This window comes from Mycobacterium sp. (genome assembly GCF_044370595.1).
GTDB lineage: Bacteria > Actinomycetota > Actinomycetes > Mycobacteriales > Mycobacteriaceae > Mycobacterium.
This window is the reverse complement of the sequence record NZ_JBILVF010000028.1, coordinates 1-25,605: the sequence shown is the minus strand read 5'-3', so window position 1 is coordinate 25,605 and position 25,605 is coordinate 1. Positions and strand designations below refer to the sequence as shown.

Here is a 25,605-nt window from a genome sequence, read left to right as displayed (position 1 = left end):
AGTATCCCCTGCCGGTCCGCCCCGCGGGGAGTCCGCGGACGTTCGCTCCGACTCGATGGTCACGATCAGGAAATAGCCTCGATCGCAGCGGTGAGCTTGCCCTTGAAGGTTTCCGGCACGGGGATGTAGCCGTTGTCGGTCAGGCCTTCCTGCCCCTTACCCAGCGCGGTGGTCAGGAACGCTTTGACGGCCGGCGCCACATCACCCTCCGGGTACTTCGAGCAGACCAGCGAGTAGGTGGCGAGCATGATCGGGTACGTGCCGGCCTCGGTCGGCTTGTAGAACGAGGACGTGTCCAGCACCAGGTCGTTGCCCTGGCCCTTGACCTTCACGTCGCCGATCGACTTGGCAGCCGACTCGACGGTGAGCCGGACCGGATCGGGACCCGCGGAGGTGATGATGTCGGCGACAGCCAGGCCCTGGGCCTTGGCGAAGGACCACTCGTTATAGGTGATCGAACCGGGGGTGGTCGTGATGGCGGCGGAGGTTCCCTCGTTGCCCTTGGCACCTTCGCCGACGCCGCCGTTGAACGTCTTGCCCGCGCCCTTGCCCCAGGCTCCATCCGAGGCGGCGTCGAGGTACTTCTGGAAGTTGTCGGTGGTGCCGGATTCATCGCTGCGGAAGATCACCACGATCGGCTGAGCCGGCAGCGTCTTGCCCGGGTTCAGCGTTGCGATCTCCGGTGCGTCCCAGGTCGTGACGGTGCCGTTGAAGATCTTGGCTGCCGTCGCCCCGTCGAGAACCAGGGAGTCGACCCCGGGGGCGTTGTAGGTGATCGCCACCGGCCCGAACACCATGGGCAGATTCCATGCGTCGGCGCCACCGCAGCGGGCCTTGGCCTTCTCCACCTCACCCTTGTCGGGGTTCAGGGGCGAGTCGCTACCCCCCATGTCGGTCTGCCCGCCGACGAACTCCGACACCCCGGCTCCGGATCCGCTGGAGGTGTAATTGAGCGTGAATCCGGGGCAGGCCGCCTCGTAGGAGGTGACGAAGCGGGTCATGGCGTTGGCCTGTGCGGTCGCACCGGAGGCCTTCAGGGACTTCTTCCCGCCGCAGGCGATGGTGCCGGCTGCCTCGCCGCCACCACCGGCCGAGGTGCCGGTGTTGTTGTCGCTTCCGCAGGCGGTCAGTGCTGCGACCGCGGTTGCCGATGCGGTGACGACGAACGCTTTGCCGACGCTTCTCAGATCCACCCTTGCCTGCTTCCCATGTCTGTCCCAGATACCAGCCGCAACGTATGCGGACCGAGTTGCCACTTCACTGATGGCTGGTTAACGGAGGGTGAACGACGCTGCGGGTCAATCCGGCGAGTACGCGGTGTCAACGCTGGACCTGCGGAAACCCAACGACTCGTAGGTCTGGACCGCAGCGACGTTGTCGGATTCTGCGTACAAGATCACAGCCGCCCCGGGCTTGGATCCCAGCCGTCGCTGTAGATGGTCCAGACCGACGGCGGTCAGCGTCCTGCCCAGACCACGTCCCTGTGCTGCGGGATCCACGCCGAGGACATAGACCTCGCCGAGTCGGTCGTCGTGGACCTTCGTCCAGTGGAAGCCGCGAAGCGCGCCACGTTCATCGAAGGCCAGGAACAGACCCGTGGGGTCGAACCACTGCTCGGTGAATCGTTCGGCAAGGTCGCTGTCGGTCCAGCCGCCCTGCTCGGGGTGCCAGGCGAACGCGGCGTTGTTCACTCGCAACAGTTCGGCGTCGTCCTGGCTGCCGCTGTAGGTACGTATTGAAATGCCCTGCTCGACAGCGGGTTCAGGGACAGCATCCAGTGACCGTCGCATCTGGATGAGCTCGCGAACAGCCCGCAGGCCCAGCTTCGCCGCGAACGCCTTCGCAGCCGGCAAGGTGCCGTGGGCCCAGACCCGCACCGGCACGCTGCTGCGTTCAAATGCCGTCGCCAGCAGATCTGTGCCGATCCCGCGCCTGCGGGCAGCCGGATGCACCGCCAGTTCCGCGGTGCCCTGGGGCGCCAGGTTGAGGTAGCCCACGATGGCACCGGCCGGTTCGACGGCCAGCAGATGAGCACTGTTGGCCGCAGAGAGGTCGCGCAGGACCTGTTCACCGCACGGAACCACCCCGTCCGCACGGCCCGCCGCCGTGACCAACCCCTGCACAGCGTCCTGTTCGGCGGCAGAGAGAGTTCTGCGCCAGACCAGGTCCGTCACTGCCCGGGCAGCGCGGCCGACATACCGGCCTCGCTGTCGGAGGTGTCGGCATCGGCCGAGTCGCCTTCGGCGGTGCTGCGCCCGCGTGCCGGACGAACCGCCTTGTAACCGACGTTGCGCACGGTGCCAATCAGAGCCTCGTACTCGGGACCGAGTTTGGCGCGCAACCGCCGGACGTGAACGTCGACGGTGCGGGTGCCGCCGAAGAAGTCATACCCCCACACCTCCTGCAGCAGTTGGGCCCGGGTGAAAACCCGGCCGGCATGCTGGGCGAGGTACTTCAGCAGTTCGAACTCCTTATAAGTGAGGTCCAACGGCCGGCCACGCAGTCGCGCCGTGTAGGTGCCCTCGTCGATCACCAGTTCACCGAGGGTGACCTTGCCGGCGCTCTCCTGGTTGGCCTGACCTCCCCGCCGGCCCACCAGCAGCCGCAACCGAGCGTCGATCTCTGCCGGACCGGTACCGGGAAGAAGGATTTCGTCGATCCCCCAGTCCACGTTCACCGCGACCAAACCGCCCTCGTTGACCACGGCAACGACCGGGACCGAGGCACTTGTGGTGCCCAATAGTCGGCACAGCCCGCGGGCGGCGGCCAGATCGGTGCGTGCATCGACGATGGCGACGTCGGCCGATCCCGCTTCCAGCAGGGACGCCACCTCGGTCGGCGCGGCGCGCACGGTGTGCGCCAGCAGCGCCAACGAGGGCAGCACGGACTCCGGATCGGGGTCGGCGGTGAGCAGCAGTAAGTCCAACAAACTCTCCCGGTTTCGAGTCACTCTAACCCGCGACCTGCTGTTTCGACGATTTGCTGTTTCGGCGATTTAGGCGGCGCGGCAATCCGGTAGGCCAGAATGGCCGGGTGCGAAAGCTAGTCACCGTTGCGGGCGCCTCTGCGCTGACGATCGCGGTGGGAGCGCTAGGCGTGGACACCGGGGCGGCGATCTACGCCGAATATCAGTTTTCCCGGCATGTCCGCAGCGCCGCGAACCTGACGTTCGACCCGTGGGTGGCCATTCTGGGGTTCCCGTTCATCCCGCAGGCGCATGCGCAGCGCTACCGCGAACTGGAAATCAAGGCGGTCGGGGTGAAACATCCCGTGGTGGGAAAGGTCACACTCGAGGCCACCATGCACGATGTCGGCCTGGACCAGGCCTCCTGGTTGATGCGCCCCGACGCCGATCTGCCGATGGGAATGCTGGAAAGCCGGATCATCATGGACTCCCGCCATCTGGGCGCTTACATCGGCGTCAAAGACCTCAATGTGCAGGCGCCGGCCGCCGAAACCGACGACCCCACCGGCGGGACCACCGAGTCCGGCATCTCGGGCAGCAAGGGGTTGATTTTCTCCGGAACGCCGACAAAAGCCGGCTTCGACAAACTGGTGAGCGTGACCGTGGATCTGTCCATCACCGGCCCGGATAAGACCACCATCGTTTTCACCCCGACCGGGGTGGCAACCGGGCCGAACACCGCGGATCAGCAGGTGCCTGAGGACAAGCGGGCCGCGGTCCTCGGCGCATTCGAAGCCACCGTTCCCGGGCAGCAGTTGCCGTTCGGTCTGCAGCCCACCGCGCAGGGTGCGCGCGGGTCGGACGTCATCATCGAAGGCATTGTCACCGACGTCACCGTTCGACTCGACGGCTTCCGGCAGGAGATCACCGCGCCGGGGGCAAGCCGATGAGCGCGGCCGTCACGGCGGGGGCTGCCATCGCTGCGGCACTGGGCCTGGCGGCAGTGGCCGGTGCGCTGCACAACCGCCGCGCCGGAACGTTGCGGGACACCGGACACCCTGAGGGCCTCGACACCGCGGAATTGGGACTGTCGGCCACCGGGCCGACGATCGTGCACTTCACCGCGGTGTGGTGTGGCCCGTGCGGCGCGGTCCGGAGGGTCATTGAACAGGTCTGCGCTGAGCTTCCGCAGGTTGCTCATCGGGAGATCGACCTGGACGCCAATCCCGCAGCAGCCCAACGACTCTCGGTTCTTTCGTTACCGACGACATTCATCTTCGATGCCACGGGCCGACAGCGGTACCGGTCGGCGGGGGTGCTTAAGGCCGGGGATCTGAAGGCGGCCCTGGAGCCCTTGCTGGAGTGATGGTTGGCTCGTTGGTTGACGTGTTGGTTGACCAGGGGCCCCCCGCTTTGGGTAACATGACAGACGTGCCAGCCCGCCTCGAGCAGATGCTCACCAAGCGCCGCGCAGTTGATCTGTGCCGCGTTGCGGGTTGTTGCTGTTGTTGCTGTAGCTGCTGAGTAGCTGCGACACCCCTTCCTCACACGTCGCTTCTGCTCGCTGCAGTTCCCCCGGCCTGCTCTCTCAGCCATGCCAGCAACAGGAGTCCTCCATGTCGATCACCACTGATTACGCCAACATCGGCGGTCCGGACGCGGACCGGGCCGGGGGTAACGGGTCCGACGTCGAGTCGGTCGACGTGCGCGGCCCGCGGTTCGCCGCCTGGGTCACCACGGTGGTGCTCATCGCGGCGTTGGTCGCCTCCGGTGTCAGCAGCACCGCCGCCGCGGTCATCCTGGCGGCCCAAGCCCTGATTTTCGCTGTCGGCGCCGTCCTCGGGCCGCGCCGTCACCCGTACGGCCGGCTATTCGCCCGGTTGATCGCACCCCGCCTCGGTCCGGTCGAGGAGCGCGAACCCGCCCCGCCGCTGCGTTTCGCCCAGGCCGTCGGCCTGGTGTTCGCCCTCGTCGGTCTGGTCGCCTTCACCGGTGGCGCGCCACTGGCCGGCACGATCGCCACGGCGCTGGCGCTCGCTGCGGCATTCCTCAACGCGGCGTTCGGGATCTGCCTGGGCTGTCAGCTGTACCCACTGTTCGCGCGGCTGCGCCGCAGACAGGCCACCACCTGACCGCCACCGCGAAACACGTTACGCACGAGAGCAACCAGACCGAATTCGGCCCCGCAGGGCCCCGACAGAATCGAGACAGCGATGATCAAACAACTACCTCTGCCCGTCGGCGTCGACCTGGAAAAGGAGACCGTGATCACCGGACGGGTAATCGACGACTCAGGACAGAGCATCGGCGGTGCGTATGTGCGTCTGCTTGATGACTCTGAGGAGTTCACCGCCGAGGTGGTCGCCACCTCGACCGGCGACTTCCGGTTCTTCGCCGCACCCGGCACCTGGACGGTGCGGGCGCTGACGACCGCGGGGCACGGCGACGCCACCGTGGCGCCCGCCGGCGCCGGTCTGCATGAGGTCGATATCAAGGTTGCCTGACGGCCGAGCGATAGACTCATCGCCGTGGTGCTCTTCTTCGAGATCCTCCTGGTCCTCTCGGTGATCGTGATCACCTGGTTCGCGATCTACGCCGTCTACCGACTCATCACCGACGATTCGTGAGCGCCGACGACATCAAGGGCAGCGGCGACCGTGCCGTCGCTGCCGCCGCTGAGCGCGCCAAGCAGACCGCCAACCGCAACATCCCGGTCGGCGACGGAATCCCGGTCGCTGACACCGCCAACCTGCGTCTGGGCGCCAATCTTCACGATGCGCTGCTGGCGTTGCTGCCGTTGGTCGGTGTGTGGCGCGGGGAGGGCGAAGGTCGCAGCCCCAGCGGCGATTACCGCTTCGGCCAGCAGATCATCGTCTCCCACGACGGCGGCGACTATCTCAATTGGGAGGCCCGGTCGTGGCGACTCGATGACGAAGGCGGCTACCACAGTCCCGGCCTGCGTGAGACCGGCTTCTGGCGGTTCGTCCACGACCCCGCTGATCCCGATGAGTCTCAGGCAATCGAGTTGCTGCTCGCCCATTCGTCGGGCTACATAGAACTGTTCTACGGCCATCCCCGCACCCAATCTTCGTGGGAACTGGCGACCGACGCACTCGCCCGGAGCAAGTCGGGTGTGCTGGTCGGCGGGGCCAAGCGCCTCTACGGCATCGTCGACGGCGGCGACCTGGCTTACGTCGAGGAACGCGTTGACGCCGACGGCGGCCTGGTGCCGCATCTATCGGCCCGGCTGACGAGGTACGCCGGATGATGCGACTTCTCCCGGCGGCCGTCGTCGCCGGAGCAGCACTGACACTGGTCGCCTGCTCCGGTCAGCAGGCCCCGCAGCAGCCCGCCACAACCGAACCCACCTCGGCACACGGTTCACTGGCGGACTGCCTGAAAGCACAGGGTATGCCCGAATCCAGCGGTCCTGCAGCAGTTCTCGGCCCCCCAGCGGGAGTCGACCCAGCCAAGTGGGGCGATGCCATGAGAGCCTGTTCGGACTTCGCGCCCGGACCCGCCGGTCCCTGATCCGCATTCCGGGCCCAGAAGACATCCGGGAATGGAGCGGCCCCCGAGCCGTGGGTTCCTGGTTGGACGGACCGGGGGCTCGGGGGCCGGGTAGCTGCCTGGAATTCGCCAGCGCGCTCACGTACGCGGGTGATTCCGGCACCTGGTGCTGCTAGCGGGCAGCCACCTCACATGTCCAAAAAGTACTCAAAGTTCCGGACCACCTCCTTCCTTGTGTACCGCCGACGGTACCGCGCGTTGGGGCGGACCGCCAGAGGTTATTGCGCGATCGCATTCTCGATCAGCGCAGACACCTGGGCCCGTAGCGGCGACGGCCGCAGCGGCTGACCGTCGAGGGTATGCACCCATGCACCGAGAGTGATACTGGAGACCAGCCAGACCCCTTGTGCTGCAGACAGATCAGCGGGCCGAAGCGCCTCGTAGTCGCAGTCATAGCCGTTGGCGCGAGCGACCTCGAACAATGCCTGTTGCGTGGTGCCACGCAGGATCGGGTACCACGGCGGCGGGGTCAACAGACACGGCCTGCCGTCGCTTCCCGCGGTGGCGATCACCACGGTCGAGCGCGGACCTTCCAGGATGTGACCGTCGGAGCTGACGAAGATGACCTCATCGGCAGCGCGACGGGCCGCCTCCCGCAAAGCGGCCATGTTCACCGCATACGACAGCGTTTTCGCTCCGGCCAGCAGCCAGGGCATCGCCTCCACCCCGGCGGACGGAAGACCGCGGTCGAGCACGGCAGCGGCAACCCCGTCGCGGCGGGAGGCATACACCCGCTGCGCGAGTGGCGCGATGGTCAGGTAGGCGGTGGGCTGCGACCCGCTCTCGCGGCCGCGGCTGTAGACCAGACGCAGCGCCCCCTCATCAGCGGTCTGGCCTGACCACTGGGCGACCGCGGTGTCGATGGCCCGCCGCCAGCCGGCCGGATCCGGTTCGGGCAGGTCCATCATGGCCGCCGATTGCACCAGCCGGCGCAGATGCGAATCCACCAGACGCGCGGTGCCGTCACGCACCAACAGGGTCTCGAAGACGCCGTCGCCGCGCACCGCGGCCAGATCGTCGGCGAACAACAGCGGCTGACCAGGATCGTGCACCGCACCGTCGAGGCTGACGAGCACGTAAGGCTGGCCGGACATGGGCTCAGAGCCTACTGGCCGGCTCGTAGAGTTGGGGTGTGTCAGCTGTCAGCGCTCCCGAAGGTTCCCCCGACGCCGGCGCGGTGTGGCATTACGGCGATCCGCTCGGTGAACAGCGCGCTGCCGAACGCGAAGCCGTGGTGGTGGACCGCTCTAACCGGGCGGTGATCACGTTGACCGGATCCGAACGGCTCTCCTGGCTGCATTCGATTTCCACGCAGGACGTCGCCGAGACACCGGACGGAGCCTGCACGGCCAATCTCAGCCTCGACGGCCAGGGCAGGGTCGAGGACCACTGGCAACAGACCGACCTGGCCGGGGTCACCTACCTGGACACCGAACCGTGGCGAGGCGCGCCACTGCTGGACTATCTGAAGAAGATGGTGTTCTGGTCCGATGTGGAACCCGCCGCCGCCGACCTTGCGGTCCTGACCCTGCTCGGACACCGCCTGATCGATCCGGCGGTGCTGAAGGCTCTCGGTGTTGATGCGCTTCCCGACCCGGCAACGGCGGTGGCACTGCCCGACGGTGGGTTGCTGCGCCGCATGCCGAACGCTGACGGCGACCTCGAAGTTGATGTACTGATCCCCCGCCACGACAAAGACGCTGTCTTGCAGCGATTGGCTGGGGCAGGGGTGCGCCCAGCCGGCGTCTGGGCTTTCGAGGCCCACCGGGTGGCTGCCCACCGACCCCGGCTGGGTGTGGATACCGACGAGCGGACGATTCCCCACGAGGTGGGCTGGATCGGGCCGCCCGGGCAGGGCGCGGTTCATCTCGACAAGGGCTGCTACCGGGGCCAGGAGACGGTGTCGCGGGTGCACAACCTCGGCCGGCCACCGAGAATGCTCGTCCTGCTGCATCTCGACGGATCAGCCGAGCGACCGGTCACCGGAGACCCGGTCCTGGCCGGTGGGCGTCCGGTGGGTCGGGTCGGCACCGTCGTCGACCACGTCGACCTCGGGCCCGTCGCGCTGGCGCTGCTCAAGCGGGGACTGTCCGCCGACACCGAACTGACGACCGGGGGTGAGCATGCCGTCGCGGCGGTCATCGACCCCGAGTCGATGCCGCCGGCCGACGTGGCCGGGGCGGGCCGGCTGGCGGTGGAACGCTTGCGTGACGGTGGCAGCTAGGCACATTGTTCTCGATACCGCACAACGCCGAACGCGATGTTTCCCGCTGGGTGAACAGGCCTGCCCGCACTTTGTGGCCCGGCACGGTAAAGTAATGACAGGACAAACACGACATTAGATCGGAGCCGCCTGTTATCGGGCCGCTCCGTTATTGCGCGAGGGGGTTCCCCCATGGGCCGCGGCCGGGCTAAGGCAAAGCAGACCAAGGTTGCCCGAGAGCTGAAATACAGCTCTCCGCAAACCGACTTCGAGCGGCTTCGCGAGGAGCTCGCCGGGTCAGGTGATCGCGAACCGGCGACCAACGGTTTCGACGACTCGAACGACGATGAGGACGATTGGCGGCGCTGAGCCACAGTCGGTCCTGACCGCTGGCTTCAGAACCGCGGGTGCTGCCCCACCAGCGTGACACGCGGGCCGTCGCCACCCTTTGCTGGGGCTTTCATCACGCTGCCCAGCACCCAGCAGTCCAGGTGCCGGGCCGTGAGGATGGCCAGCACTCGGTCGGTGTCCTCAGGGGCGACGAGTGCCACCATGCCGACACCCATGTTGAAGGTCTTCTCCATTTCCGCGCGCTCCACGCGGCCGCGGTGGGCGATCAGCCCGAACACCGGCGCCGGGGTCCAGCTACCGCGGTCGATTTCGGCCACCAGGCCGTTGGGGATGACCCGCTCCAGGTTGCCGGCCAAACCGCCGCCGGTGACGTGGCAGAAGGTCCGCACGTGTGTCTCGGCGGCCAGTGCCAGGCAGTCCTTGGCGTAGATGCGGGTCGGCTCCAGCAGTTCCTCGCCGAGGGTGCGGCCGAACTCCTCCACGTGGCCGGCCAGGTTCATCCGGTCGATTTCCAGTAGCACCTTGCGGGCCAGGGAATAGCCGTTGGAGTGCAGACCCGAGGATCCCATCGCAATGAGGACGTCGCCGGGGCGAACCCGATCCGGGCCCAGGATGTCGTCGGCCTCCACCACACCTACTCCGGTGGCCGACAGGTCGTAGTGGTCGGGCTCCATCAACCCGGGATGCTCAGCGGTCTCACCGCCGAGCAGCGCGCAACCGGCGATCACGCAGCCCTCGGCGATGCCGGAGACGATCGCACTGATCCGCTCCGGAACGGTGCGGCCGACAGCGATGTAGTCCTGCAAGAACAGCGGTTCGGCACCGCAGACGACGAGGTCGTCGACCACCATCGCGACGAGATCGAGGCCGACGGTGTGGTGGATGTCCATCGCCTGGGCGACCGCGAGTTTGGTGCCGACGCCGTCGGTGGAGGAGGCCAGGACCGGCTCGCGGTACCCGCCGCGCAGCGCGAACAGGCCGGCGAAACCGCCGAGTCCGCCGCGCACCTCCGGCCGGCTGGCTCGTTTGGCCAGCGGCTTGAGCAGTTCGACGGCGCGATCCCCCGCTTCGATGTCGACGCCGGCCGATGCGTAGGAGACACGGGCGCCTTCCCCGCGTTGACTCCTCGACGACTCAGCAGACATCGGCGTCAAGGCTACCGCTCCCGCGGTGCGCTCAGACCGCCGACTGGCTCAGCCGACGTGGCGGGCCAGCCATTCGTTGAGCGGCTTGCCTGCCCGCAGCGTGCTGACCACACGCTCTTTGGCTTTGGCGGTCCCCAGCCAGGCCCCTACCGGCCAGTCTTTCATCATCGCGATGCCCTTGTGCCGCAGCAGTTCGATGCGGGGGTGGTCCTTCGGGAACCCCTTCGGTGCGGTCTTGAGCACTTCGTGGGCCATCGTCTGGTAACCGGCTTGGTGGAGTTCGTCGACGATCTGGGCGAGTTGGGTGCCAGACTTCTCCCGGTCAACGGCGGTCCGGTAGCGCTGCAGGGCGGCCGGGTCGGGCATGTACAGGCCGCCGCCCACCGACAGCCCGTCAGCGGAGAACGACACATAGGCCTGCCCCACTCCCGTTCCGAGGGTCGCCGCGCAGCTGGTCTTGTACGGGGTTTTGTCCGCACTGAACCGCACGTCGCGGTAGGGGCGGAACAACTTGCCGGGCCCGAATTCCTCGGCGAGTTCGCCGAGCAATTGCTCCATCGGCGCACGCACGCAGTCCGTGTAGACCAATCTGTGCGCATCCCAGTAGACCTTGGAGTTATCAGCCTGAAGGCCCTCGTAGAACTCGACCGCCTCGACGGGCCATCCGGTGAACGCCATGCACCAGTTCTACCGGCTCAGCTCACCGGGCGTCGTGGGTAATGCGGCCGTCCATCATGGTGAGCACCACCGGCACCGCATGGATCTCGTGTGGGTCGACGCGGAAAAGATCAGCGCCCAGCACGGTGAGATCGGCGGCCTTCCCCGCGGTCAGGGTGCCGGTGCGGTGCTCGAGCCGAAGCTGGTAGGCGCCATTGGCGGTGTAGCCTCGCAGCGCATCGGCCAGGCCGATCCGCTGCCGGGGGACCAAGGGCTGGTCGTCCGGGTATCCGGGCCGCTTACGGGTCACCAACGCTTCTATTTGGATCAGCGGCGGGCCCTCGTCGATGTCGACGCCGGGGATGTCGCTGCCGTAGGTAACCGTCGCGCCGGAACGGACCAGGTCGCCATAGGGAAACAGCCGCTCCTCGACCCGGTCTGCGCCGAGCATTGAGGTGTAGATGTCCAGGTACTGGCCGTTGTAGTCGGTGCCCCACAGCGGGGTGCAGTTCGCGACGATTCCCATTGCCGCGTATCTCGGCAGGTCGGCCGGGTCGACCATCGAGTTGTGGGCGATGACGTGCCGGGGCTGGAAAGAGTCGCCCGAGGAGACCACTCGGCGCATCGCCCGCTCGTAGGCATCCAGCACCACCCGCACCGATCCGTCGGCGTCGACGTGGATGTGCATGTCGAAGCCGGCCGCCTGGGTCGCCGCGATCTGCGCTTCGATATGGTCCGGCGGAAATGTCATGGCGCCAAGGTCGTCTGCGCCGTGTCCGACGCATGGTGAGAGCAGCAGTGCCCCGCCGCTCATGAACGTGCCGTCGGCCCACAATTTGCAGGTGTTGATCTGCAGGTGTTCGGAGCGCAGTTCGGCATTCCAGGCCTTTAGGTTCTCGACGATGTCCGCCGGATCGTCATTGGGGGTGCGGGTCCAGTACGAGCCTGCCACCCGCACCGGCAGCGCACCGGCCTGATCCTGCGCCACCAGATCCGCATAGATCCAGCGGGCGTCGGCGCTGGTCGGACCGGCGGCGGCACCGGCCTCGAAGTAAGACGTGACCCCCCACGACGGCGCGGCCTGCAACGTCAACTCCTGCGCGCTGCGGATATTGGTCACCGAGAACAAGTCCTGAGCGATGATGATCGGCATGTAGGACGCAGCCTCCACGGCGTGGCCGGTGGGCGTGCCGTCCGGGTCTCGGATCCAGTACTGGGCGCCCGGATCCGGATCGGGGGTGGACGCGTTGATTCCTGCGGCGCGCATCGCGGCGGTGTTGAACCAGATGTCGTGGGCGTCGGCGGAGAACAGGTACATCGGGCGGTCGCCGGTGATCTCGTCGAGCCACTCCCGGCGCGGAGAGCGTTCCTCGAAGGAGTCGGGCATCCAGGCATAGCCCCGCAGCGGTGCGCCGGCGGGTTGATCGGCCACCCACCGGCGGATCGCGGCGAGAACAGCGTCCCGCCCGACGATGCCGGAGAGGTTGACGCCGAGCTTGGACACCGCCATCGAGGCGAAGTGGTTGTGGGCGTCGATGAAGCCGGGCAGACACATCCGCCCGTCCAGTTCGATCACCTCGGTGCCGGCGTCGATGAAGTCCTCGGCGCCCGCACGGGTCCCGACGTGCACCAGATCTGCCCCGCGCACCACCACCGTCTGCGCCCAGGGCTGAGCGGGGTCGGCGGTCCAGATGGGGCCGTCGGTGATCAGATAGGAGTTGGCCACGAATCCTGACGCTAGCCGCGCCGACTGGTGGGCACGGAGGATTCGGGGTGTGACACCCTGAGATCCCTGGGCGCCTAACGATGGCACGATGGCGCTGGGGCCGGTTTTCCTGACGACCCGGTGACGTCGCCACACACCCGCTGCAGCGCGGGCGGTCAGCAGGTTCAATCGGTATCGACGAGGAGGTGGCATGGCGGCTGGCAAGCTCCGGTGCCTGGTGACCGGCGCGACGGGTTACATCGGCGGGCGGCTGGTGCCCCGGCTCCTGGAGAGCGGCTTCGAGGTGCGGGCTCTGGCCCGCAACCCCGACAAACTGGACAACGTGCCGTGGCGCGACCGCATTGAGGTCGCCAAGGGCGACCTCGGCGATCCGGCGTCGCTGGAGGCGGCCTTCACGGGCATCGACGTCGTCTACTACCTGGTGCACTCCATGGGGTTCGAGAAGGACTTCGCCGCCGAAGAGCGCCGCGCCGCACTCAACGTCGTCAACGCCGCCCGCAAGGCCGGTGTGCACCGCATCATCTACCTGTCCGGACTGCACCCGGAGGGCGCGGAGCTGTCCGAGCACCTAGGATCGCGCACCACCGTGGGCCAAATCCTCATCGCGTCGGGGATCGAGACCATCGTCCTGCAAGCCGGCGTGGTGGTCGGGTCGGGTTCGGCATCGTTCGAGATGGTCCGCCATCTCACTGATCGGCTTCCGGTGATGACCACCCCGAAGTGGGTGCACAACAAGATTCAGCCGATCGCGATCCGCGATGTCCTGCATTACCTGGTCGCAGCCGCCACCTGCGCGGTGCCCGAATCGCGGGAGTGGGACATCGGCGGGCCGGACGTGCTGGAGTACGGCGACATGATGCAGGTCTATGCCGAGGTGGCAGGACTGCGCCCGCGCCGGATTCTGGTGTTGCCGGTGCTTACCCCCCGGATCGCCTCGCTGTGGGTGGGGTTGGTGACGCCGATTCCCGCGGGCTTGGCGCGGCCGCTGGTGGAGTCCCTGCACTGTGATGCGGTGATGAGCAACCACGACATCGACACCATCATCGCGCCGCCCGAGGGCGGGCTGACCCCGTATCGGCGGTCGGTGTCACTGGCGTTGGCGCGGATCGCGCGCGGCGAGGTCGAAACCACCTGGAACACCGGTACTGCCGCACAACTGCCCAGCGACCCGGAGTGGGCGGGCGAGGTGGTCTACACCGACACCCGGGCGCTGCACACCACCGCGGGCCCCGAAAAACTCTGGAAGGCGGTCGAAAGCAGCCTGCCCAAACACTGGAAGGTCGAGGAGCGTGGGGACGGACTGCTGAAATTGCGATCTGCCCGCAGCGGCCCGGGCGACCGGTGGCTGGAGGTGCGCATTACCCCCGAAGGCACCGGCAGTCGCTACGAGCAGCGGGCGATTTTCTATCCGCGCGGGCTGGTCGGGCGCGCGTATTGGTATGCGGGGCGTCCATTGCAGGCGATGGCCCTGGACCGGCGGGTGAAGAAGGTGACCTCAGCGGTCAGCTGAAGTCAGGGTCGACTCAGCGCCGAGACGTTGTCGTTGTCGGCCTGGACTGCGGCGAGCATATTCTCGACGACGTTCTTGCCGAGCGCCGTGGCGGTGGGCAGTTCGATCGGGTACGTGCCGTCGAAACACGCGCAACACAGTCGACTGGCGGGCTGTTCGGTGGCGGCGATCATGCCCTGCTGCGAGATGTAGCCCAGGGTGTCTGCGCCGATGGCCTGGCGCACCGACTCCAGCATCTCGCCGTCATCGGTCTGGGTTCCCGGGGCGTTGGCGATCAGTTCGGCCGGGGTGGCGAAGTCGATACCGTAGAAACACGGCCACTTCACCGGCGGTGAGGCGATGCGGACGTGCACCTCGACCGCACCGGCCTCGCGCAGCATCCGGATCAGGGCACGCTGGGTGTTGCCCCGCACGATGGAATCGTCGACCACGATGAGCCGTTTGCCGCGGATGACCTCCCGCAGCGGGTTGAGCTTCAACCGGATACCGAGTTGGCGGATGGTCTGCGACGGCTGAATGAAGGTGCGGCCCACGTAGGCGTTCTTCATCAGGCCCTGCCCGAACGGAATCCCGGACTCCTGGGCATAGCCCACCGCCGCGGGGGTGCCGGACTCGGGCACACCGATGACCAGGTCGGCCTCCACCGGCTTCTCCCGGGCCAGCCGCCGGCCGATGTCCACCCGGGCGCCGTGCACGGAACGCCCGGCGATGACGCTGTCGGGCCGGGCCAGGTAGACGTACTCGAAGACGCATCCCTTCGGGGTGGGCGGGGCGAACCGGGTGGAACGCACCCCGTCGGCGTCGATCGCCAGCAGTTCACCGGGTTCGATGTCACGCACGAAGGAGGCGCCGACGATGTCCAGCGCCGCGGTCTCCGAGGCCACCACCCAGCCGCGGTCCAGCCGTCCCAGCGACAGCGGGCGCACCCCGAACGGATCGCGGGCCGCGTACAGCGTGGTCTCGTCCATGAACACCAGGCAGAACGCGCCGCGAACCGTCGGCAGAAGTTCCAGGGCGGCCTGTTCGATGCTGGTGTCCGCCGCACCGCCGGCCAGCAGGGCGCCGAGGATGTCGGAGTCGGTGGTAGCCGCACCGGGGGCGTTGTGGTTGATCAGCCCGGCCTTGCGGGCCCGGGCGGCCAGGTCGGTGGTGTTGACCAGATTGCCGTTGTGCCCCAGCGCCACCCCGGTCCCGGCGGCGGTGTTGCGGAACACCGGCTGGGCGTTCTCCCAGGTCGTCGACCCGGTCGTGGAGTACCGGCAGTGCCCGATCGCGACGTGGCCGGGCATGGCGCCGAGGGTCTGCTCATCGAACACCTGGCTGACCAAGCCGAGGTCCTTGAACACCAGCACCTGCGAGCCGTCGGCCACCGCGATGCCGGCGGCTTCCTGGCCGCGGTGCTGCAGGGCGTAGAGGCCGTAGTAGGTGAGTTTGGCGACTTCCTCGCCGGGAGCCCAGACGCCGAAGACGCCGCACTCTTCGCGAGGTTCGTTTTCCAGTTGGCCGGTCACATTGCTCCCTGGCGTCGGTGGCGTTGTCGAGTCTACGGCGGCCGGGCCTCAAAGCGGGAATTCCACGTGAGATCACTCGTCGTGTTCCGGCGCCGGGATTGTGACCAGCGGAAACATCTCCGCGATGGCACCGGCGCGGGATCCCGAGAGGCTGAGCCGTCCCTGCGCCGCCGCCTCGTCGAACCCGAGGCGGCCGACCGCCAGCAGCAGCCACGTCCGCGGATCGGTCTCCACCACGTTGGGCGGCGTCCCGCGGGTATGCCGGGGGCCCGAAACACATTGCACCGCAACGAAAGGCGGCACCCGCACCTCGACGCTTGTTCCGGGTACCGCGGCGGCCAGGGCGCGGGCGGTCAGTCGCACCGCCGAGGCCACCAGGGCCCGGTCGGGCGCCGGGTTGGTCTCGTCGCGCAGCCAGTCCTGCACCGCGGTGACCGCCTCGCGGACCGCCTGCGGGTCGACGGATCGGCTCACCGGAGCCGCCCGGCCGGCGACAGTGGACTGCGGGCCCTGCGCTGGGCGGCCAGGGCGGCGATGGCACCGGCCTCGTTGATGGCCAGATGCGCCAGCATCGGTGCGGCCAGGCTGCCGGAACGATCGGCCAGCAGCCCGAACACCCAACCGGCCAGGCCGGTGACGGCGATGGTGCCCAGCACCGGTTCACCAGTCCCGCGGGCATCCGGGATGTGCGTCAGACCGAAGGTCAGCGCCTGCAGCAACCGCCCGCCGCGCGCCCCGAACGCCTCGGCGGCCACCGTCGCCAGCGCGCCTCGGAAGGCGGTCTCCTCCGACCACACCGTGCCCAGCGGAATCTCCACCACCAGCCAGCGCTGCGGCCGCTGCGGCAGATCCCGCTCGAGCATCGCCGCCCGAACCTTCGGCACCGCCGCGCTGACCGCGACCCCGGCTGCCACCGCACCGGCCACCGCAAGCCCGGCCCGCAGTCCCGACCGCAGCGCCGGGGGCCGCAGCCCCAAGGGGGCGCGCGCGACGGCGGCCAGCGCGGTGCCGTAGGCGGCCTGCGCGACCGGATGACGCCGCCAGGGCTGATCCAGGCCGGCGGTAAAGCTCCACCCCACCAGGGCGCCGGCCAACGCGATCGCCCTGAGCCGAGCCTGCCGTTGGTCGAGCCTCATGCGAACTCCGGGCCGCCCGCAGCGATCAGCTTCTCCAGGGACCGGCGGATCCGATCGGTGTCCACCCGGGTCCATCCGTCGGGCGCGGCCACCGCCACCCATCCGTCGAGTTGGCTGTCGCCGTAGTTGTGGCCATGCCCGTCCGGCGTGCCAGCCGCATTGGTCACGTTGCCGGCCATGTCGGCGCTGACCTGTAAGAAGGTGACGATCGGGTACCAGCGCATGGCGGGGCTGCGGTCGAATCCGGGTGGTTCGTCGAGCCAGTCCGGCTTTTCGAACAGCAGGTCCGGCGACCACCACACCACCGGGTCGGAGGCGTGCTGCAGGAAAAGCACCCGCGTTCGGCTCCACGGCGGCCTGGCGGCGACGGCGGCGATCTCCTCAGCGCTGGAGGCCTGCGCAAAGCGCACGGTGCGTCCGTTGTCGTAGCGCGGCTGGACCTCAGGGGTCCCCGGATCGCGCCGCACGGTCAGCGCCCGCCACAGGTTGCTGGAATTCGGCGGCCCCACCCACAGCACCGAAGTGAAGCCCCTGTCCTCGACGTCGGGCAGGAATCCGAACGCACCCTGCCCCGCCATCGAGCCGAGGCTTTCCCCGTAGAGGGCGAGTGTGGGCCGCCGCTCGGCCGGCCACTGCAGCCAGCGCCGGTGGATGCCGTCGACCATGGCCCGCCCGGCCTGCACCGACTTGTCCCGGTCGGCCAGAAACGAAATCCAACTGGGCAGGTAGGAATACTGCATGGCCACCAAGGCGGTGTCGCCGTTGTACATCGACTCGATCGAACGGGCGGCGACCGGGTCAACCCAGCCGGTTCCGGTGGTCGGGATGATCACCAGGAGGCTGCGATCGAACGCACGGGTGCGCTGCAGTTCCGACAGCAGCACCGAAACCCGCGCCTCGGCCGTGGGGGCCGACTGCAGACCGGCATAGATCCGGATGGGCTCCTTGGCCGGCCGGCCGTTGAGTTCGGTCAGTTCGGCAGCGTCCGGCCCGGTACCGACGAAGTTGCGGCCCTGGAATCCCAGGCTGTCCCAGGGGGCGAAAGATGCTGGGCTGCCTGCTCTTTCGCTCCGTTGTGGTTGCTCGATGCCGGGCCGGGTGGTGGCATTCTTGGGTTGGAACACCGCACTGGCTCCGGTCAGGAGCCCCCGCACCAGGACACCGTTGACCAGGGTCACCATCAAGATGACCACGATCGCGGTGCCGATGAACATCGCGACCTCGTCGTCGACGTGCAGGCGGCGGATTATCAGGCGCGCCAGTGCTTTGATGACGTCCCTGATGAGCCGGGCTGCCGCGACCAGGGCACCGCCGACCGCAAGGGCCACCGCCACCGTACGCAGATACCCCGTGGTGGCCGGTCCTTCGATGCCCATCAGGGCGGCGATTCGCCGCTGCCAGGCCGCGGCGGGGATCACCATCAACAGGCTCGAGCCGATCGAGAGCGTGACGATGCCGGCCCGCAGGCCGTAACGCCACCGCCGCGGCAGCGGCCACCAGGAGCGTCCCCGAAGCGCAACCCGCAGCATGGCCGCGACCAGGACCCCGATGCCGTATCCGATCGCCGCGTTGATTCCGCCGGTGATGCCGCCCATGATCCAATCGCGCGGCAGCAGCGACGGGGTCAGCGACAGACAGAAGAAGATCGCCGCGAAGGCCACCCCGGTGAACTCCAGGCGCACCAAACTCCACGCCCAAGTCAGCACTGACGCGTGCGTCATCCGAAGAGCCTGGGCAGCACTCCTTCAGACGTGCTGCGCAGTTCCTCCAGCGTCATACTGAATTGACCTTGCACCTCAACGGAATCCGATCCGTTATCGGAGACCCCGATGCGGGTCGCGGGAAGTTCACGAGCTTCGCACATGGCCCGGAACCGGCTCTCCTCGGTGCGCGGAACCGCGACCAGCGCGCGGCCCGCGGACTCGGAGAACAGCCACACGAACGGGTCGGCACCTTCGGGAAGCACGATGCGGCAACCGGATTCACCGGCGAGGGCGGCTTCGGTGACGGCTTGGATCAACCCACCTTCACTGAGGTCGTGGGCAGCCGAAGCCAAGCCGTCGCGGGAGGCCGCCACGAGGACCTCGGCAAGGAGCTTCTCCCTGACCAGATCCACCTGCGGCGGCACGCCCCCGAGATGATCGGCGGTGACCTGCGCCCAGATCGAGCCGTCGAATTCGTCGCGGGTGTCCCCTAGCAGGAACAGCGTCTCACCCGGTTCGGCACCCAGGCCGGTGGGCAACCGCCGGCGCACGTCATCGAGCACACCGAGCACACCGACCACCGGGGTCGGCAGGATCGCGGTCGCACCGGTCTGGTTGTAGAAGCTGACGTTGCCCCCGGTGACCGGAATGCCCAGGGCCGCACAGCCGTCGGCCAGCCCGCGTACGGCCTGGGCGAACTGCCACATGACGCCCGGGTCCTCCGGGGAGCCGAAATTGAGGCAGTTCGTCACGGCGATCGGCGTCGCCCCGGTGACAGCGACGTTGCGATAAGCCTCGGCCAGTGCCAGTTGCGCGCCGGTGTACGGGTCGAGCAGGGTGTACCGGCCGGAGGCGTCGGTGGAGACCGCGATACCGCGTCCGGTCTGTTCGTCGATGCGCAACACCCCGCCGTCGGCATGCTCGGCGAGCACCGTGTTGCCCCGGACGTAGCGGTCGTACTGCTCGGTGATGAAATTGCGACTGCACAGGTGCGGGCTGCCCAGCATCGCCAGGAAGGTGGCGCGTAACTCGTCGGGCGTCTGTGGTCGCGGCAATTTCGCCGAGGTGTCGGCGTTGAGCATGTCCTGGTTGTCGGGCCGGGCCAGCGGTCGCTGATAGACCGGCCCCTCGTGAGCGACGGTGCGCGGGGGGACGTCGACGACGGTTTGCCCTTCCCAGGTGATCCGCAGCCGGTCACCATCGGTGACTTCACCGATGACCGTGGCCAGCACATCCCATTTGCGGCAGACCGCCATGAATTTCTCGACGTTCTCCGGCGCGACCACCGCGCACATCCGCTCCTGGGACTCGCTGGAAAGAACTTCAGCCGGAGTCATATTGCTGGCTCGCAGCGGAACCCGGTCCAGTTCGATGGCCATTCCGCCATCACCAGCCGAGGCGAGTTCGGATGTGGCGCAGGACAATCCAGCTCCACCAAGATCCTGGATACCGATCACCAGCCCGGCTGCGTAAAGCTCCAGGCAGCACTCGATGAGTACCTTTTCGGTGAAGGGATCGCCGACCTGCACGCTGGGCAGTTTCTTTCTGCCTGCACCCGACTCGTCTCCGGAGAACGTATCGCTGGCCAGCACCGACACCCCGCCGATGCCGTCCAGGCCGGTGCGGGCACCGAACAGGATGATCTTGTTGCCCGCGCCGGAGGCGAACGCCAGGTGCAGATCCTCCTTGCGTAACACGCCGACGCACAACGCATTCACCAGGGGATTGCCGGCGTAGGAGGCGTCGAAGACGGTCTCGCCACCGATATTGGGCAGTCCCAGGGAGTTGCCGTAGCCGCCGATCCCGCGCACCACCCCGTCGAGCACGCGGCGGGTGTCGGGGGCATCGGCGGCGCCGAAGCGCAACTGGTCCATCACCGCGACCGGGCGCGCACCCATGGCCATGATGTCGCGGACGATGCCACCCACCCCGGTGGCCGCGCCCTGGTAGGGCTCCACAAAGGAGGGGTGGTTGTGCGACTCCACCTTGAAGGTGACGGCCCAACCGTCACCGATATCGACCACGCCGGCGTTTTCCCCGATTCCGGCGAGCATGCCGGCGCGCATCTCCTCGGTGGTGGTCTCGCCGAAGTAGCGCAGGTGCACCTTCGAGGACTTATAGGAGCAGTGCTCACTCCACATCACCGAGTACATCGCCAGTTCAGCGTCGGTGGGACGGCGGCCGAGGATGTCGCGGATGCGCTGGTACTCGTCGTCTTTGAGGCCCAGTTCCCGGTGGGGCTGGGGGTGCTCGGGAGTGGCGGAGGCGTACTCGACGGTGTCGACGGTCACGCAGGTGAGTCTAGTGAGGGCTCAGGGCCGGGGTGCTGCCACGCAGAACGCGTTGCCGTCCGGGTCGGCCAGCACCACCCAGCGGAAACCGCCGTCGAGGCAATGCCGGCCGGTCTCGGTGGCGCCCAGGCCGAGCAGGCGGTCCACCTCGACGTCGAGATCAGACGCCGTGAGATCCAGGTGCACCCGGTTTTTGCCCGGTGTCGGCGTCTGGACGCGCTGAAACCCGAGGGCGGGCCAGTTGTCTCGGACCACCAGGACGAAATCACCACCGGGCAGGGGTACGACGGACCCACCGACCGCCTCGGCCCACCACTGCGCCAGCCGTGCGGGGTCGGTGCAGTCGACGGTGATCATTTCCAGACTGAGTGTCATCGCGGCTCCAGAAATGCTTGTAGCGCAGCGCTGTAGGCGGCCACGTCCGCCGCGCCCATGAGTTCACGGGCCGAGTGCATGGCCAACTGCGGGGCGCCGACATCGACGGTCGGGATGCCGGTGCGCGCGGCGGCCATCGGTCCGATCGTCGAACCGCACGGCAGGTCGGCGCGGTGCTCGTAGCGCTGCAGTGGCACCCCGGCCTGCCGGCAGGCCAGTTCGAACGCCGCGGCGGTGCGCCCGTCGGTGGCGTAGCGCAGGTTGGGCTGCACTTTGAGCACCGGGCCGCCGTTGACATAGATCAGGTGCCCGGGCTCGTGCCGTTCGGGGTAGTTGGGGTGGGTGGCGTGCGCCATATCGCCGGAGGCCAGCATCGAGGCGGTCGTCAACCGCAGGAAATCCTCCCGGTCCCCGCCGCCGGCCAGCACGATCCGTTCCAGAGTGGTGACCAGGAACTCCGACTGGGCGCCGTGATCCGAGGTGGAGCCAACCTCCTCGTGGTCGAACAGCGCCAGCACCGCAATGTTGGGCCCGGGTTGGGCGGCCAGCAGGGCTTCCAGCCCGACGTAGCAGGTGCCCTGGTTGTCCAGCCGGGGCGCGCTGACGAGATCCTCGTCGACACCGATGAGCCGGGCCGGTTCCAGGACGTGGGTCATCAGGTCCGCCGACAGCAGGTCTTCGGGCGCGACCCCGGCCCGTTCGGCGACCCAGTGGTGCAGCGACCGGGGCCGCTGGCCGGCCCCCCACACCGCGTTGAGGTGGCGCTGCGGGTTGAGGCTCACCGAGTTGCGGTCCTCGGCAAGGTGAATCGCCAACTGCGGCACCCGCAGCAGCGGTTCGTTGAGGTGGATCAGCAGGTGGCGCAGCCCGCCATCGGCGTCCGGGTCGCGCACCGACAGCCGGCCGCTGATCCCCAGATCGCGGTCCAGCCAGGAGTTCAGCCAGGCACCGCCGTAGGGCTGCAGAGCCAGGACCTGCCAGCCGGCGACCGCGCTGTCGGGGTGTTGTTTGACCCGCAAATTGGGACTGTCGGTGTGGCCACCGATGATCCGGAACGGCGCCGCGGCCGGTTCACGCGTCGGCGCGGCGTGCCAGGCGATCAGCGACCCGGCCCGGACGGTGAAGAACCGCCCTTCAGGGCTGTCATCCCAGCGGTCGGTCTCGGCGAGTTCGGTGTAGCCGGCGGCACGCAGCCGCGCGGCCACCGTCGCGCAGACGTGGAACGGCGACGGGGAGGCGTCGACGAACTCGCACAGGCCGTGCGCGGTGGCCCCGTTCATCGCTGTGGACTCACGGGTCAGGCCGTCAGCACCGCATCGAGTGCGGAGTAGAACATCCCCAACCCGTCGTCGGACGGCCCGGTCAACGGCTCGGTGGCGTGCTCCGGATGTGGCATCAGGCCGACGACACGGCCGTTGGCCGACGCGACGCCGGCGATGTCACGCATCGAGCCGTTGGGGTTCTCCGCGTAACGGAACACCACCCGGCCTTCACCTTCGAGTTCGTCGAGCACGGATTCGCTTGCCACGTAACGGCCTTCGCCGGACTTCAGCGGGACGAGCAGTTCGGCCCCCCACTCGTAGCGGGATGTCCAGGCCGTGGTGATGGAGTCCACCTTCAGCCACACGTCGCGGCAGATGAAATGCAGGCCGGAGTTTCGGGTCAGCGCGCCGGGCAGCAGGCCTGCCTCGCAGAGGATCTGAAAACCGTTGCAGATACCCAGTACCGGCATACCGCGGTCGGCTGCGGCGACCACTTCACCCATCACCGGGGCGAACTTCGCGATGGCCCCGCACCGGAGATAGTCGCCGTAGGAGAAGCCGCCGGGCACGACTACGGCGTCTACCCCTTTGAGGTCGGCGTCGCCGTGCCACAGGCTGACCGCCTCGGCTCCGGCCAACCGGACCGCGCGGGCGGCGTCGACGTCGTCGAGGGTCCCCGGAAAGGTGATGACCCCAACCCGCGCGCTGATGCGTGGTCCGCCTTCGGCTTCTCGCTGGCCGCTCACGCCGGATCCCGGGTGACCGACCAGTCCTCGATCACGGTGTTCGCCAGCAGCGACTCGGCGATCTCGGCCAGTTCGTCGTCGGTCACCGTGTCGTCGACCTCAAGTTCGAAACGCTTGCCCTGCCGGACATCCGCGACGCCGGCGTGCCCCAATCGGCCGAGTGCACCGACGATGGCCTGACCCTGGGGGTCGAGGATCTCGGCTTTGGGCATCACGGTGACAACTACCCGGGGCACTGTTCTCCTTTGTGTCGGCGAGAGGCCGACGTGCTCCTTATGTCGACGGATGGTGCGGCGCTGATCCTACCGGTGCGATCACGGGCAGGAGCCGAGGTAGGCGGTGCACAACGGCGCGCCGAGGGAGTCCAGGACCGCGCTATCGGTGACCGCCGGCCATGGTGTGCGGGCCGGCGCCTGGGACCACAGCGACAGTTCGGTGACCGTGCTGGTGACCGGATCGGCCACCAGGTACTGGTGCATCACCACCGGGCCGCTGATCGCGGCGGCGACCCGGTCGGGCTCATCGACGATGAGCGAGGCCGATGCGCTCGGATTGGTGGCCTGGCAGGCCCGCAGCGCGGCGGCAGCGGCGGCCACAGCGTCGTGGGCGAGTTGACCGCCGCGCCAGGTCTCGCCGCGCCAGTGCACCACCTGTGCCCGTAGCTGCCACTCGCCGACGGGATGGGAGACCTCCGAACGCTCCGCGACGGCGTAGTGACGCGGGTCGGCCGGGCTCATCGTTGTGCCGCAGAGTTCTTCGAAGCCGAACCGAGGCGGGCGGGAGGTGACGGCGAGTCCGGCCAGATTCGGCCAGGAGTAGGTGGAGTTCAGCGGGATCGCGGCCGGGGCGATCCAGGCCGTGGCCGGGATGCGGTTGCAGGCCGGCGGGCAGGTGCTGGCGGGCTCCGCGGAAGCCTCCGGCGCGGCAAACACACAACAGGTAACCACCACTGCCGTGAGCGCAATACGCATCCCGCCGCCTCCTGTGAGCGCGCACAATCGTAAGCATGGAATTGACGCATTTCGGTCATTCATGTCTGCTGGCGGAGTTCGGTGTCGCACGGCTGTTATTCGACCCGGGCAACTTCTCACACGGCTTCGAAGGCGTCACCGGTCTGTCAGCGATCCTGATCACCCACCAGCATCCCGACCACGCCGACCCGCTCCGACTGCCGGCCTTGGTGGCGGCCAACCCGCAAGCGTCGCTGTACGCCGACCCGCAGACCGCCGCCATCCTCGGCGGCGACTGGCAACCGGTCTACGCCGGCGACCACCTCGACGTCGCCGGGCTGACCATCCGCGGAGTCGGCGGCCGTCATGCCGTGATCCACCCGGAGATCCCGGTGATCGACAACATCTCCTACCTCGTCGGGGATGACGAGCATCCGGCCAGGCTCATGCATCCCGGTGACGCGCTGTTCGTCCCCGATGAGCCGGTGGAGGTGTTGGCCACCCCGGCGGCGGCCCCGTGGCTGAAGATCTCCGAAGCCGTCGACTATCTGCGCGCCGTGGCGCCCCGCCATGCGGTCCCGATCCACCAGGGGATCATCGCCGCGCAGGCGCTGCCGATCTTCTACGGTCGGCTGACCGACATGACCGACACCGACTTCCGGGCGCTGCCTGAAGAGAAGTCGGTACGGTTCTGGTGATGAGCACAGCGGATCTGGAGCGGCTTTTCGGCTTACGCGGTAAGACAGCATTGGTCACCGGCGGCACCCGTGGGATCGGCATGATGATCGCCCGCGGCCTGCTGCAGGCCGGCGCCTCAGTCGTGGTCAGTTCCCGCAAGGCTGACGCGTGCGAACAGGCCGTCGAGACTCTTTCGGAGTTCGGTGACGTGCATGGCTTACCGGCCGATCTGGCGCGCCACGACGAGTGCCAACGACTGGCCGCCGAGGTGCTGGGACGCACCGGCGCCCTCGACATCCTGGTGAACAACGCCGGTGCGACCTGGGGTGAGCCGTTGGAGAGCTTTCCCGCCGCGGCCTGGGATCGGGTGCTCGACCTGAACGTCAAGTCGCCGTTCTGGATGGTTCAGGAACTGCTCCCCGGGCTACGCAGGGCGGGCACCTTCGACGATCCGGCGCGCGTCATCAACATCGGCAGCATCGACGGCATCCACGTCAGCCCGATGCCGACGTATTCCTATTCCGCGAGCAAGGCAGCGATCCATCAACTGACCCGGGTGCTGGCCAGAGAACTAGGGCCGCAACACATCACCGTGAATGCGATCGCACCCGGCCCGTTTCCGTCGAAGATGATGGCGGCAACCTTGGAGGCGTTCGGCGAGGCGATCGCCGCCGGTGCGCCGCTGCGGCGCATTGGACGCGACGACGACATGGCCGGTATCGCGGTCTTCCTGGCCAGCAGAGCGGGTTCCTACCTGACCGGGGCGGTCATCCCGGTGGACGGCGGGATCGCCACAACAGCCAGCGGTACCGGCCGCTAGTTCTTGGCAGCGGGCTCACCGAACCGATCCGGATCGGCGGTCGCCAACAGCCAGGCGTACTGGAAG

General features: G+C 68.1%; 28 protein-coding genes. 11 read left to right on the top strand and 17 right to left on the bottom strand.

Going from position 1 to position 25,605, the window contains the following annotated elements:
• Positions 1-65: 65 nt before the first annotated feature.
• The 3 genes from pstS to ADBZ5N_RS06320 all read right to left on the bottom strand — a co-directional run bounded on the left by pstS (position 66) and on the right by ADBZ5N_RS06320 (position 2,929).
• Positions 66-1,187, bottom strand: coding sequence for a phosphate ABC transporter substrate-binding protein PstS (gene pstS / locus ADBZ5N_RS06330; RefSeq protein WP_526256644.1), 1,122 nt, complete (start codon positions 1,185-1,187; stop codon positions 66-68).
• A gap of 111 nt (positions 1,188-1,298) precedes the next feature.
• The gene (mshD, locus tag ADBZ5N_RS06325; protein WP_526256636.1) at positions 1,299-2,174 is read right to left on the bottom strand and encodes a mycothiol synthase; all 876 of its coding nucleotides are present in this window, start codon (positions 2,172-2,174) and stop codon (positions 1,299-1,301) included.
• Entirely contained in the window at positions 2,171-2,929 is a 759-nt protein-coding gene (locus ADBZ5N_RS06320) for a winged helix-turn-helix domain-containing protein (protein ID WP_526256635.1), read from the bottom strand. The genes mshD and ADBZ5N_RS06320 overlap by 4 nt, the downstream gene beginning before the upstream one ends.
• Before the next feature lie 104 nt (positions 2,930-3,033).
• Between ADBZ5N_RS06320 and lmeA the strand changes: the two genes are divergently transcribed.
• The 6 genes from lmeA (at position 3,034) to ADBZ5N_RS06290 (ending at position 6,173) form a co-directional block, all read left to right on the top strand.
• The gene (gene lmeA, locus ADBZ5N_RS06315) at positions 3,034-3,855 is read left to right on the top strand and encodes a mannan chain length control protein LmeA (RefSeq protein ID WP_526256634.1); all 822 of its coding nucleotides are present in this window, start codon (positions 3,034-3,036) and stop codon (positions 3,853-3,855) included.
• A complete protein-coding gene (locus ADBZ5N_RS06310) occupies positions 3,852-4,271 on the top strand; it encodes a thioredoxin family protein (RefSeq protein ID WP_526256633.1) in 420 nt (139 codons plus the stop codon). The genes lmeA and ADBZ5N_RS06310 overlap by 4 nt, the downstream gene beginning before the upstream one ends.
• Positions 4,271-4,429, top strand: a complete 159-nt coding sequence (locus ADBZ5N_RS06305; protein WP_526256632.1) for an Ms5788A family Cys-rich leader peptide — start codon at positions 4,271-4,273, stop codon at positions 4,427-4,429. The genes ADBZ5N_RS06310 and ADBZ5N_RS06305 overlap by 1 nt, the downstream gene beginning before the upstream one ends.
• Before the next feature lie 92 nt (positions 4,430-4,521).
• Positions 4,522-5,037, top strand: a complete 516-nt coding sequence (locus ADBZ5N_RS06300) for a DUF4395 family protein (protein ID WP_526256631.1) — start codon at positions 4,522-4,524, stop codon at positions 5,035-5,037.
• Positions 5,038-5,118: 81 nt separating this feature from the next.
• On the top strand, positions 5,119-5,409 hold the full coding sequence (locus tag ADBZ5N_RS06295) for a DUF1416 domain-containing protein (RefSeq protein ID WP_526256630.1): 291 nt from the start codon (positions 5,119-5,121) through the stop codon (positions 5,407-5,409).
• Between the two features lie 119 nt (positions 5,410-5,528).
• Positions 5,529-6,173 (top strand): nitrobindin family protein, encoded by a 645-nt coding sequence (locus ADBZ5N_RS06290; protein ID WP_526256629.1) that lies wholly within the window; start codon positions 5,529-5,531, stop codon positions 6,171-6,173.
• A 520-nt stretch (positions 6,174-6,693) separates the two neighbouring features.
• Here the strand turns inward: ADBZ5N_RS06290 and ADBZ5N_RS06285 are convergent.
• Positions 6,694-7,569, bottom strand: a complete 876-nt coding sequence (locus tag ADBZ5N_RS06285; protein ID WP_526256628.1) for an aminodeoxychorismate lyase — start codon at positions 7,567-7,569, stop codon at positions 6,694-6,696.
• A 38-nt stretch (positions 7,570-7,607) separates the two neighbouring features.
• On the opposite strand from ADBZ5N_RS06285, the gene ygfZ reads away from it, so the two are divergent.
• Both ygfZ and ADBZ5N_RS06275 read left to right on the top strand, forming a co-directional pair.
• On the top strand, positions 7,608-8,699 hold the full coding sequence (gene ygfZ / locus ADBZ5N_RS06280) for a CAF17-like 4Fe-4S cluster assembly/insertion protein YgfZ (protein ID WP_526256627.1): 1,092 nt from the start codon (positions 7,608-7,610) through the stop codon (positions 8,697-8,699).
• A 171-nt stretch (positions 8,700-8,870) separates the two neighbouring features.
• Complete coding sequence (locus ADBZ5N_RS06275) at positions 8,871-9,047, top strand: DUF3073 family protein (protein ID WP_526256626.1); 177 nt, start codon at positions 8,871-8,873, stop codon at positions 9,045-9,047.
• 26 nt (positions 9,048-9,073) lie between these two features.
• Here the strand turns inward: ADBZ5N_RS06275 and purM are convergent, their stop codons facing one another.
• Genes purM through ADBZ5N_RS06260 form a run of 3 tightly spaced genes read right to left on the bottom strand, consistent with a single transcriptional unit; the run spans position 9,074 to position 12,557 of the window.
• The gene (gene purM, locus ADBZ5N_RS06270) at positions 9,074-10,174 is read right to left on the bottom strand and encodes a phosphoribosylformylglycinamidine cyclo-ligase (protein WP_526256625.1); all 1,101 of its coding nucleotides are present in this window, start codon (positions 10,172-10,174) and stop codon (positions 9,074-9,076) included.
• Positions 10,175-10,222: 48 nt separating this feature from the next.
• The gene (locus ADBZ5N_RS06265) at positions 10,223-10,852 is read right to left on the bottom strand and encodes a DUF2461 domain-containing protein (RefSeq protein ID WP_526256624.1); all 630 of its coding nucleotides are present in this window, start codon (positions 10,850-10,852) and stop codon (positions 10,223-10,225) included.
• Between the two features lie 22 nt (positions 10,853-10,874).
• Entirely contained in the window at positions 10,875-12,557 is a 1,683-nt protein-coding gene (locus ADBZ5N_RS06260) for an amidohydrolase (protein WP_526256623.1), read from the bottom strand.
• A gap of 190 nt (positions 12,558-12,747) precedes the next feature.
• On the opposite strand from ADBZ5N_RS06260, the gene ADBZ5N_RS06255 reads away from it, so the two are divergent.
• Positions 12,748-14,067 carry an NAD(P)H-binding protein gene (locus ADBZ5N_RS06255; RefSeq protein WP_526256622.1) on the top strand — a complete coding sequence of 440 codons (1,320 nt, stop codon included), beginning with the start codon at positions 12,748-12,750 and terminating at the stop codon, positions 14,065-14,067.
• Between the two features lie 2 nt (positions 14,068-14,069).
• Here ADBZ5N_RS06255 and purF read toward each other — a convergent pair whose 3' ends face one another.
• The 10 genes from purF to ADBZ5N_RS06205 all read right to left on the bottom strand — a co-directional run bounded on the left by purF (position 14,070) and on the right by ADBZ5N_RS06205 (position 24,062).
• Positions 14,070-15,578: an amidophosphoribosyltransferase gene (gene purF / locus ADBZ5N_RS06250; RefSeq protein WP_526256621.1), complete on the bottom strand. Its 1,509-nt coding sequence runs from the start codon at positions 15,576-15,578 to the stop codon at positions 14,070-14,072.
• A 72-nt stretch (positions 15,579-15,650) separates the two neighbouring features.
• Positions 15,651-16,052, bottom strand: coding sequence for a sterol carrier family protein (locus tag ADBZ5N_RS06245; RefSeq protein WP_526256620.1), 402 nt, complete (start codon positions 16,050-16,052; stop codon positions 15,651-15,653).
• Positions 16,049-16,714: an Rv0804 family intramembrane glutamic endopeptidase gene (locus ADBZ5N_RS06240; protein WP_526256619.1), complete on the bottom strand. Its 666-nt coding sequence runs from the start codon at positions 16,712-16,714 to the stop codon at positions 16,049-16,051. The genes ADBZ5N_RS06245 and ADBZ5N_RS06240 overlap by 4 nt, the downstream gene beginning before the upstream one ends.
• Positions 16,711-18,435, bottom strand: coding sequence for an alpha/beta hydrolase (locus ADBZ5N_RS06235; protein WP_526256618.1), 1,725 nt, complete (start codon positions 18,433-18,435; stop codon positions 16,711-16,713). Before ADBZ5N_RS06235 ends, ADBZ5N_RS06240 begins: the two co-directional genes overlap by 4 nt.
• Positions 18,432-20,708 carry a phosphoribosylformylglycinamidine synthase subunit PurL gene (purL, locus tag ADBZ5N_RS06230; RefSeq protein WP_526256617.1) on the bottom strand — a complete coding sequence of 759 codons (2,277 nt, stop codon included), beginning with the start codon at positions 20,706-20,708 and terminating at the stop codon, positions 18,432-18,434. The genes ADBZ5N_RS06235 and purL overlap by 4 nt, the downstream gene beginning before the upstream one ends.
• Positions 20,709-20,729: 21 nt before the next feature.
• Positions 20,730-21,083 (bottom strand): VOC family protein, encoded by a 354-nt coding sequence (locus ADBZ5N_RS06225; protein WP_526256616.1) that lies wholly within the window; start codon positions 21,081-21,083, stop codon positions 20,730-20,732.
• The gene (locus tag ADBZ5N_RS06220) at positions 21,080-22,363 is read right to left on the bottom strand and encodes a M18 family aminopeptidase (protein WP_526256615.1); all 1,284 of its coding nucleotides are present in this window, start codon (positions 22,361-22,363) and stop codon (positions 21,080-21,082) included. Before ADBZ5N_RS06220 ends, ADBZ5N_RS06225 begins: the two co-directional genes overlap by 4 nt.
• A 17-nt stretch (positions 22,364-22,380) precedes the next feature.
• Entirely contained in the window at positions 22,381-23,055 is a 675-nt protein-coding gene (purQ, locus tag ADBZ5N_RS06215) for a phosphoribosylformylglycinamidine synthase subunit PurQ (RefSeq protein WP_526256643.1), read from the bottom strand.
• Positions 23,056-23,087: 32 nt separating this feature from the next.
• Positions 23,088-23,327, bottom strand: coding sequence for a phosphoribosylformylglycinamidine synthase subunit PurS (gene purS, locus ADBZ5N_RS06210; RefSeq protein WP_526256614.1), 240 nt, complete (start codon positions 23,325-23,327; stop codon positions 23,088-23,090).
• Positions 23,328-23,405: 78 nt separating this feature from the next.
• On the bottom strand, positions 23,406-24,062 hold the full coding sequence (locus ADBZ5N_RS06205; protein WP_526256613.1) for an ATPase: 657 nt from the start codon (positions 24,060-24,062) through the stop codon (positions 23,406-23,408).
• A 35-nt stretch (positions 24,063-24,097) separates the two neighbouring features.
• On the opposite strand from ADBZ5N_RS06205, the gene ADBZ5N_RS06200 reads away from it, so the two are divergent.
• Both ADBZ5N_RS06200 and ADBZ5N_RS06195 read left to right on the top strand, forming a co-directional pair.
• Entirely contained in the window at positions 24,098-24,739 is a 642-nt protein-coding gene (locus tag ADBZ5N_RS06200) for an MBL fold metallo-hydrolase (protein WP_526256612.1), read from the top strand.
• Positions 24,739-25,539: an SDR family oxidoreductase gene (locus ADBZ5N_RS06195; protein WP_526256611.1), complete on the top strand. Its 801-nt coding sequence runs from the start codon at positions 24,739-24,741 to the stop codon at positions 25,537-25,539. Before ADBZ5N_RS06200 ends, ADBZ5N_RS06195 begins: the two co-directional genes overlap by 1 nt.
• Positions 25,540-25,605 lie beyond the last annotated feature (66 nt).